This is a genomic window from Pseudocitrobacter sp. RIT415, from assembly GCF_003057695.2.
Taxonomy (GTDB): domain Bacteria; phylum Pseudomonadota; class Gammaproteobacteria; order Enterobacterales; family Enterobacteriaceae; genus Pseudocitrobacter; species Pseudocitrobacter faecalis.
This window is the reverse complement of the sequence record NZ_QBJC02000022.1, coordinates 68,068-77,440: the sequence shown is the minus strand read 5'-3', so window position 1 is coordinate 77,440 and position 9,373 is coordinate 68,068. Positions and strand designations below refer to the sequence as shown.

The 9,373-nt window shown below is 49.5% G+C and carries 1 protein-coding gene; it reads right to left on the bottom strand.

Translation table 11 applies throughout. The features are described 5' to 3' along the window. Positions 1 to 62 precede the first annotated feature (62 nt). On the bottom strand, positions 63 to 9,365 hold the full coding sequence (locus DBY68_RS18690; protein WP_108476029.1) for an Ig-like domain-containing protein: 9,303 nt from the start codon (positions 9,363 to 9,365) through the stop codon (positions 63 to 65). Between the last annotated feature and the right edge of the window lie 8 nt (positions 9,366 to 9,373).

Sequence of the window (9,373 nt, the reverse complement as noted above, 5' to 3'; positions counted from 1 at the left end):
TTTTACAGAGGAGGGTTATCATTTCGTATTACTTCATATAGTATGACTTGCGAGAAAGGTCATTACTTTCTACATAGATATGCATTTGCACTAGCCATGTTGTCTTTGACAGCTATGCCCGTATTCACGTTCACGACGTACCCTGTTGTTGAAGACCACAGAACAGGATAAGTAGGTTTAGGCCAGCCATTTTTTGTCATTTCGCCACTTTTGATTAGACTAATGAGTTCATCTTTAGATGGCAATTTGGCATTTTTGCTGGTGCAATATTTAGTGCTTGCTGCAGCACTATCCGTTGCCCATACCTCTGAGCCAGCCACGTATTGTCCCCAGCTTGCGGCCTCTTTTTGCAATGGTGGTCGCATAAAGGTTACCCCATCTACCGTAATCGTTTCAGGCATGTGTCCGTATAGGCTGGCCTCCGCTGAGTCTGGGCTAGTAAGCGTATAGAATATGACCTCCGTTGTTGCAGGCACATTATTAGATGTAACCGTCAGCAGATATCTATAACCAGGCGTTCCCTTCACTTGTACTGTCAGACGACCGTTAGCATCTGTGACATATTTCCTCTTATTAATGTTGTTCCCATCAATAAGTAAGGTATTGACCATGGTGGGATAAAGTTTTTGTTTTTTGTCATAAGCATCGACATTCGTAAAGACAATGCCGCGACCTGGGACATCATTCCCATACTTGTCCTGAATGGAGAACTCCCAATTCAGGACTTCACCAGGTTCTGCCTCTGTTTTTGAATACGAGTGAATTTTGCTCGGTTCTCCAGGTGAGAACGTCAATGAAACACTCTGACCCTGGCTGTCTGTAGCAATTTTCGCTGTTAAGGTTGTCGCGATAGCTTTTGTGTTGACGAGCAATACGCTTACGTGCCCCGAACTATCCGTTGTCCCGTTCAGTGGTGGGATCTCTGCAGCGTCACTTTCAAATGTGACATTCTGCGCTTCCACCGGGTTGCCATTGGCATCCTGAACAACGGCGGATAACGTGACACCATCGGTATCACTGACGACCATGGCCGTTTTATCCGCCGTCAGGGATATTACCCGCGCGGTCAGGCTATCAGAAACCAGGGTTACCATGACGGTCTTGATACTATTGGCACCAACGACACTGCGAGCGGTGATTTGTGCTTCGCCTGATTTCACGCTGCTGAACGTTGTCTGCGCTTGCCCCAGGCTATTCGTTGTTAACCTGCTTTCAGCCAGCGTACCCAGCGGGGTACTCAGCGCAATGAGCACGTTAGGCACAGGGTTATGCCAGGCGTCTTCAACCGTCACCGTTAATGTTGCCATCGCTTTGCCATCTGCCACAATGCTGGGGCTATCTGTCTCCAGCGCAGTGATAGTGGCTGTTGAAATATCAGCATTAAACTGAACATCATGTTTTTTACCCGTGGACTCTTGTTTTGTCCTTGCCGTTACGGTGATAGTTTTCGCTAATGTACTCGTCAGAATGACCTTAGCCTCACCATTCGCGTCACTTATTCCAGTCTGAGCGTTAAGTTGCCCGTCTGTTATCGCAAAGATCAGCTCGACTGCTGGAACCCGATTGCCATTTGCATCCTTGATGGTGGCGGTCAGGGTAATTTCTGATTTCCCGTCGGCGGTCGCGTTGGGTATATCAGAGGTCAACGTACTGACAATGGCTGTCTTACTATCCGGATTAAAAGTCAGTTGACGCGTTTTATCTACGCTACTGCCGCTTAAACCGGCTGTCACATTGACGACTCCAGATTTAGTGCTGCCAATCAGAACTTCTGCTTTTCCCTCAATATTGGTGATGACCTGGTTTGCTCCCAGTGTTCCTCCGTCGGTATTAAAAAATACCGTTGCACCAGATATTCGGTTGCCGTTTTTATCTGCAATGGTTGCAGTTAAGGTGATGTTCATTTTGCCATCAGCGATTGCGCTATCGGAACTGGTATCCAGCGCTATCATTCTGGCAGTCGTTTTGTCTGCTTCAAACGTGATCGAGAGATCGCTTCCCTGAATATCCTGGGCAGATTTCGCATTAATATTTGTTAAGCCAGCTTCGATGCTTGAGATCGTTATCTGTGCCGCGCCATTCGCATCCGTTTTCATCTGAGTTTGACTGAGCACCCCACGAGATGTGGTGAAACTTACCGGAGCATTGGCAACCCGGTTACCATGGGCATCCGCGAGAATAGCGGTAAGCTTTATCGCATCTTTGCCATTGGCGACGGCTTTCTGCTTATCTCCAGTGAGAGAAATTACACTCGCGGTGGAGGCATCTGCATTGAATGCCAGCGTGATATTTTGCCCCGTATTATCAGTCCTGGCGGTGGCACTCACAGTGGCAGAACCAGAGCGGGTACTGATGATGCGTGTCTGTGCCAGACCTTGCTTATCGGTAATTACGCTATTTGCCTCAAGGGCTCCCAAATTACTGGCGAAAGTTATCTCTGTGGCTGATACAGGATTACCCAGCGCATCCATAAGGGTTGCGGTCAGTAAAATGGACTCCTTGCCATTGGCCAGTGCTTCCGTCGCGCTGGATGTCAACGAAGTGACTCGTGCGGTTGAGCTATCCGCGCTAAATTGCACTTCAAGCTGCTTGCCGTTAGCGTCTGTTTGGCTCACTGCCGTTACTTTCGCGCCACCTATCTTCGTGCTATTTAACACCACCTGAGCAATACCATCCTGACGAGTCATCGCTTTCGCTGTGTTCAAATTCCCCAGCGAGGTGATGAAACTTACCTCGACACCAGATACCGGATTGCCGTTAATATCCTGCAGTTTTGCGCTCAGGGTAACGTTATCTTTTCCATTAGCCGTAGCATCGTAACGATCCGCCGTGAACGAGGTTACTTTTGCCGTGGAAGCATCAGCATCAAAATTGACGCTGCTGCTGACGCCTGTTGCATCGTTCGCTGTTGATGCTTTGACCGTTGCATTCCCGGATTCAAGACTGCGCAGCTCAACCCAGGCGTGTCCTTGAATGTCGGTTATGCCGCTACCTGCAGATAGCATCCCTTTTGTCGTGCTAAAGCCGATGCTAATACCCGGAACCGGGTTTTTATTCGCATCAATGACATAGGCAGTAAAGCCGATTGCCGCTTTGCCGTCTGCCAGTGCCGTCTGGCGGTCAGGCTTTAAGGCGCTTATTGTGGCAGTTGAAGCATCTGGCATAAATGTCACCTGGGCTTGTTTCCCCGTAACATCGTTGTCACTTGTCGCTTTTACCACAATGCTACTTGCCGCCAGGCTGGTAAGTTTAACGGTCGCCACGCCCTGAGCGTTGGTGTCAACGCTCGTCGCGTTCAGTGCGCCGCCAGTGCTGGCAAACGTTACGCTAAGTGCCGGGATAAGGTTACCGTTAGCATCTTTAACGATAGCGCTAAGGGAAATAGCATCTTTACCGTCTGCGATTGCTTCGGTGTTATCTGGGGTAAGGCTAATGATACGCGCGGTCGTTTTGTCTGCCGTATAAACCAGCGTTTTTGATTTTCCCTTGCTGTCTGTAGCATTGGTGGCGGAAACCGTGTCCTGTCCGCTAATTACACTGGTAATTTGCACATAGGCCTGGCCTAAGTTATCCGTTGTTGCCGTCGTTTTGCTCAGTTTCCCTTTTACGCTGGTAAACGTCACAATATTGCCTTCCACAGGGTTGCCGTTCGCGTCCTGGACCAGGGCCGTTAACCCAATCGCCTGTTTACCATCAGCGGTAATAGTGTCTCGATCGGCGGTAAGACTCGCCACGGCAGCAGTCGTTTTATCTGCGATAAATTTGATCCCAGCGGTTTTCCCTGCCACATCGGTGGCACTGGATGCTTTTACTGTGACCATGCCAGATTGACGGCTGCTTAATGTAATTACAGCTTCGCCATGGGTATCGGTTGTTGCCGTAGATCCGCTTAACTGGCCTGCATCGCTGGTAAAGTGGACGGTTTCGTCCTTGACAGGATTTCCATTGGCATCATGGAGAAGGGCAGTCAACGTTACCAACATTTTCCCGTCAGCTGTAGCCTCTGAACGATCCGCTGTCAGGCTTTGCACCGAGGCCGTTGTGCTGTCGGCGACGAATGTTAGTGACGCTTGCTGACCATTGGCATCGGCGTCGGCTTTTGCGGTTACCACGATCCCACCCGCATGAAGCGCGGTTATCCTGACAACGGCGAGGCCTTTGTCGTCTGTCACTGCTTGTTGGCTGGAAAGATTTCCATCCGTGGCGCTAAAACTGACGTTGGCTGCTGGAACGGGATTGTTGTTAACGTCAGTCACCAGGGCCGTCAGCGCAATCGCCATACGACCATCCGCGGTTGCGCTGGTACGGTCAGGCGTCAGGCTGGTCACTTTTGCCGTCGAGATATCCCCGACGAAAGTCAGTGCAATGCGTTTGCCTTGAGGATCGTTTGCGTGACTGGCAACCACATTGGCAACCCCATCTTTTAGACTGGAGATCTGAATCACCGCCTGGCCGCGATCGTTACTGATAGCGGAGGTTGCGCTGAGATTGCCGCGATCGGTTGTGAAATGGATGGTCTGTGCGGGAACGGGGTTACCGAAAGCATCCTCAACGGTCGCTGTTAATGTGATAAATGCGCTGCCGTTAGCTGTAGCGCGATCGCGATCCGCTATCAGTTTAGTGATTGATGCGCTGGTCGCATCCGCATTGAATGTGATTTGAGCCGTTTTTCCTTGTTTATCGCTATCCGTTATTGCGCTAACACGTGCATCACCGGCAGTCGTGCCTGTGAGGGTGAACGTAGCTTCGCCCTGAGCATCGGTTTTCGTCTGAGTTACGCTGAGCTTTCCAAGCGTGGTACTCACCGTCACAACGGTATTGGGTACACGGTTTCCATGGGCATCTTTTAGCGTTGCAGTCAGAGTGGCCATACTTTTTCCATCGGCCGTTAACGTGTTTCGGTCTGACAACAGTGTCGCGACGACAGCCGTTGATGCATCTGCATAAAAGTTGAGTGTTTTACTTTTGCCCGCCGATACTGTCAGCGTTGTGGCGGTGACCGTAAGAGGGCCATCCTGCGTACTGGTTACGGTGACATGAGCAAGGCCATTACGATCCGTCATGGCTTCGCTGGCGCTCAGAGCGCCTTTATCGCTGATAAACCTTACGGCGACAGACGGCACGGTATTTCCATGTGCATCCTGAACTGTTGCAGTAAGTGCGATAGCTGTTTTGCCATCCGCTGGAGCACTCGCTTTATCTGAATCAAGAAGCGTGACGGCGGCAGTGGTTGTGTCTGCAACAAACTGAATTGTGATTGATTTCCCTGATGGATCAGTGGTGCTGGTGGCGCTTACGGAAGCGCTACCACTTTTAACGCTAGTGATATCGACGCTGACCTGTCCGTTTTGGTCACTTGTTCCGCCGGGTGCGGACAATGCGCCAAGATTTTGGCTGAAAACAACGGATTCGCCTGGAACAGGGTTACCCATTGCGTCCTTAAGCGTCGCAGTGAGGGTTATTTTATCAAGCCCATTCGCTGTTCCACTGTCGCGGCTGGCCGTCAGCGTATCGATTTTAGCCGTTGCTGCGTTAGCCTTGAATATGACGGTCTTCTGCTTTCCGCCAGGATCTGTTGCGCTGGTCGCAGATACCGTCACACTGCCCATGCGCGTGCTGACAAGTTGTACACGGCCCTGGCCGTTGGCATCTGTGATTGCAGAGATATTACTCAATGTACCGCCACTCGTAGCAAAGAGTACTTTTTGGCCGGCAACCGGGTTGCCATAATGATCTTTCAGCGTAGCGGTAAAAATAATAGCCGCCGCTCCATCTGCAAGCGCGCTGTCCTGGTTGCTAATTAGCGAGTCAATGGCTGCGGTAGACGGATCAGCGCTGAAGTTCAGATCCAGGCGTTTACCCCTGGTATCGGTCACAGTCGTTGCAACTACCGATGAGGTTCCTGATGTGGAGCTCGTAAGCGTAACCATCGCTTTACCATTTACATCTGTTGTGGCTTCCGCAGCGCTGAGGATGCCATTATTCGTACTGAATTTAATGGTTTGATGGCTGACGGGGTTGCCATTGCTATCCGTTAATTTTGCGGTGATCGTGATTGCGTCCTTGCTGTCAGCAATGGCTTTTGATTTATCTGCGGTAAGCTCAGAAATAGCGGCGGTTGCGACATCAGCCTTAAAATGCACAACCTGACTTTTGCCCTGGCGATCGCTGGTAGTGGTAGCGGTCACCGAGATATCCCCGGACTGAATACTGGTCAAAACAACTCTGGCATGACCACTGGCGTCAGAAATGACTGTTGAAGGGGTGACCAGACCAAGTGCTGAAGTTAATCTCACCGCAATTCCTGCTGTAGGATTATTGTTTGGGTCCGTTACAGTTACAGTCACGGTCACTTTATCCTGACCATTGGCAATGGCTTCGGTACGATCGGCACTGATTGCGCTGATAAGCGCATTCGACGTATCAGGCAAGAAATTGACCGTCTTACTTTTCCCTCTGGTATCGCTTGTGCTGGTTGCAACCACTACGGCACTTCCCGCATCGAAGCTTAGTAGCGAAACTTTAACCTGACCGTTTGCGTCACTGGTTCCTTGCGGTTCACTCAATTGACCCAGTGAGGTTGAGAATTTGATTTCAGCACCACTTACGCTGTTGCCATTTGCATCAGAAAGTGTAGCTGTAAAAGTGATCAGACTTTGACCATCTGCTGTCGATTCCAGACGATCGGCGTCAAGTTGGCTGATGACTGCAGTAGATTCATCGGCCACGAATTTTACCGATTTGGTTTTACCGGCTTTATCAATATCCGTATGTGCCGTGACATTGGCGATGCCCGCTTTTACCGCGGTGAGCTGTGTACGCGCCAGACCGTTATTATCGGTTTGTGCTTCGCTGATATTCAACGTTCCATTATCGCTGCTGAAAATGACGTTTTGTCCGACAATAGGATTACCGTTTGCGTCCTGAACGGTGGCGGTGAGCGTTATCGCTGTTTTTCCATCTGCCGGTGCAGTTTCGCGATCGGCAACGAGCGAGCTGACCCTCTGCGACTGGTTATCAGAGGTGAAGATGACCGTGACTTGCTGACTGCTTGTCTGAGCCTGTGCAGAGGCACTAATTGTTGCGGCCAGTGCCGCTGTACTACTGATTTGTGTGCGTGCCTGTCCATTGGCGTCTGTTAATACTTCATTGCTGCTTAGGGTGCCCTGGTCGGTTGTGAATTTTACCAGGCTATTGGTCACCGGGTTACCCTGGGCATCCTTAACAGTAGTGGTCAGTGTTGCGACACTTTTCCCGTCAGCAGGTACATTTTTTTTGTCTGTCTCCAGGGAGATCACATGTGCTGTGGCGCTATCACCATGGAAAGTGACTAAAGTGTGTGGATTGGACATTTTTTTGCCGTTAATGACAGGGTAGATCGTCACTTCTCCGGCCTGAGTTCCACTAATCCAGCTACGATAACTGTCTTCTTTTGCGTCAACAGGCGTGATGTGTAATTTGGCTTTATTAACGCCCTCCATCAGGAAGGTGACGTTGTTAAGGTTAGAAAGAAACTCACCCTTAATGGTTTTTGGCACAAAGACGATTTCTGCCCGTTCATTACCATTAGCCGCAAGCGTTGCCGGCGTGACGGTGAGAGTCGATTGCCCTTCATCGGCCAGTGCCGCAACCATTTCTATTTCAGCGCTACCCAGGGTGATATCGCCAATGCGAGGAACCACTTTTACAATTTCTTCTTGAGTCCCGGCAGTAACGGAAAACTGAAACTGACCACTTTGACTGGTTGGTTTGACGGATGAGAGGGTCGCAGATTGAACACCACGTGTTTTAGACACGAGGGTGATGTGAATATCATTCGCTGATAAAGGTTGAGTCAGTATCTTATTATCAGCATCACGTAAGGTCAGCGTCATGAGCTGCATTGCATGCCCATCTGCGGGCAAGGCGCTTTTCTGCGGCTCGATGGTGCTGTTCGCAATACTCACAAGGGGGGCTAATACCGTTACCTGCACCGAAGCAGGTTTTGAACGGTTATTTTTTTGATCAATAGCCACCGCCGTGAGAGTATAGGTATTATCTCCCTCCGGCCCAGGCTGATAGGCCGGCAAAAGTAGCTGCCAGCTTCCACCCATTGAGTTAATTGCTCCTCCATTTTGGATGAAGCGATCGCCAGACCATACCATTTCTTTCAGGCCATATTTGCTGGTCAACGTTGTTTGGATTGGTTTACGCTCACCGCTGTATCCGGTGATAAGCTTCTCCATCTTCAGACGGATAACTTCTTTTTTTCGATACTCCAGAACAATATCGTTATTGCGATCGACAAGATCGTATCGACTGCCTTGCAGGGTACGTAAAGCGGCCACTTCATTCTGGTCTATTTGTTTTCTCCAGGGCACACCAACCTGATAATTTATATCCAGTCCCAAACGACTTTCTTTCGCGCCAGATTTGCCTCCACGGTGTTCTGCATTCAGCGTGAGTAACGGAATAGGGGTGTAGGCAATTTTCCCCGACACAGCGTGAGGATTGCGCTGACGGTCATCCTTACCAAATAGTGCAACCTGGTGACCGTAATATTGTTCCCAACTGAGGCCTAGCCCCAGTTGCGGATAAGAGGGCAGGTAACCTTGCGCTCGAATGTCCCAACCGTTAGCCGGTCGGACCTGGTAATCCTGAACTTTATGACTATCCTTCCAGTTTGTGAGACGCTGATAATTGTTAGCGCTGATTTTCAAATAATCGCGGAAATATTCCAGCCCCAAACTCGCACGGGCTTGTTGTTCAGTCCAGTCATAATCAAGGAAGGTATTGATGCCTGCCATATACTCAGGCGTAAAGTGACGCAGGCCGAACCCCAGGTTGGACTGAGTACGTTCATCATTTCGATGAAGACTATTTTGTGTAAACAGGAGATCAGACTGTCCTTCCCACAGAGGAAGCAAAAGATCAAACTGAGAATTTTTGAGGGAAAACCGATCATCGACGTTTAGTCCGATCCGTGCAGTTCCCTTACCATTCAGCCAGCGATTAACTTCTTCGTTTGCTGAATTGCCTAGCGACTGTGTGGCCAATTGGGTGAGTTGCTGGCTGCTGTGTTTTCCTGACAGTAACGTAGCTCCTTGCTGCAAAAAAGAGGCCGTTTGCTGTTGAGTAACCGCCTGGTCATCTTCTTTATGAGGCTTGCAGGATGACGACGGGCTGACAGGTGTTAATGAATTATCCTGACTATCATTAGGATTTCCGCATGCTGATAAATGCGATGTAGTGTTTAATTGTTCAGCCATTGCTGGAGTAAACACAATAGCCAACGGAAAACAAATCTGAAAAAAGATGTTGATAAGCACAACTATCTTAATCAGTATTTTATTTTCTCTAATACAATTAAATGAATTAGTTTCCATAAATATCG

Coding starts and splice junctions, on each gene's coding strand:
- DBY68_RS18690 (WP_108476029.1), bottom strand. CDS start 9,365: ATGGAAACTAATTCATTTAATTGTATTAGAGAAAATAAAATACTGATT.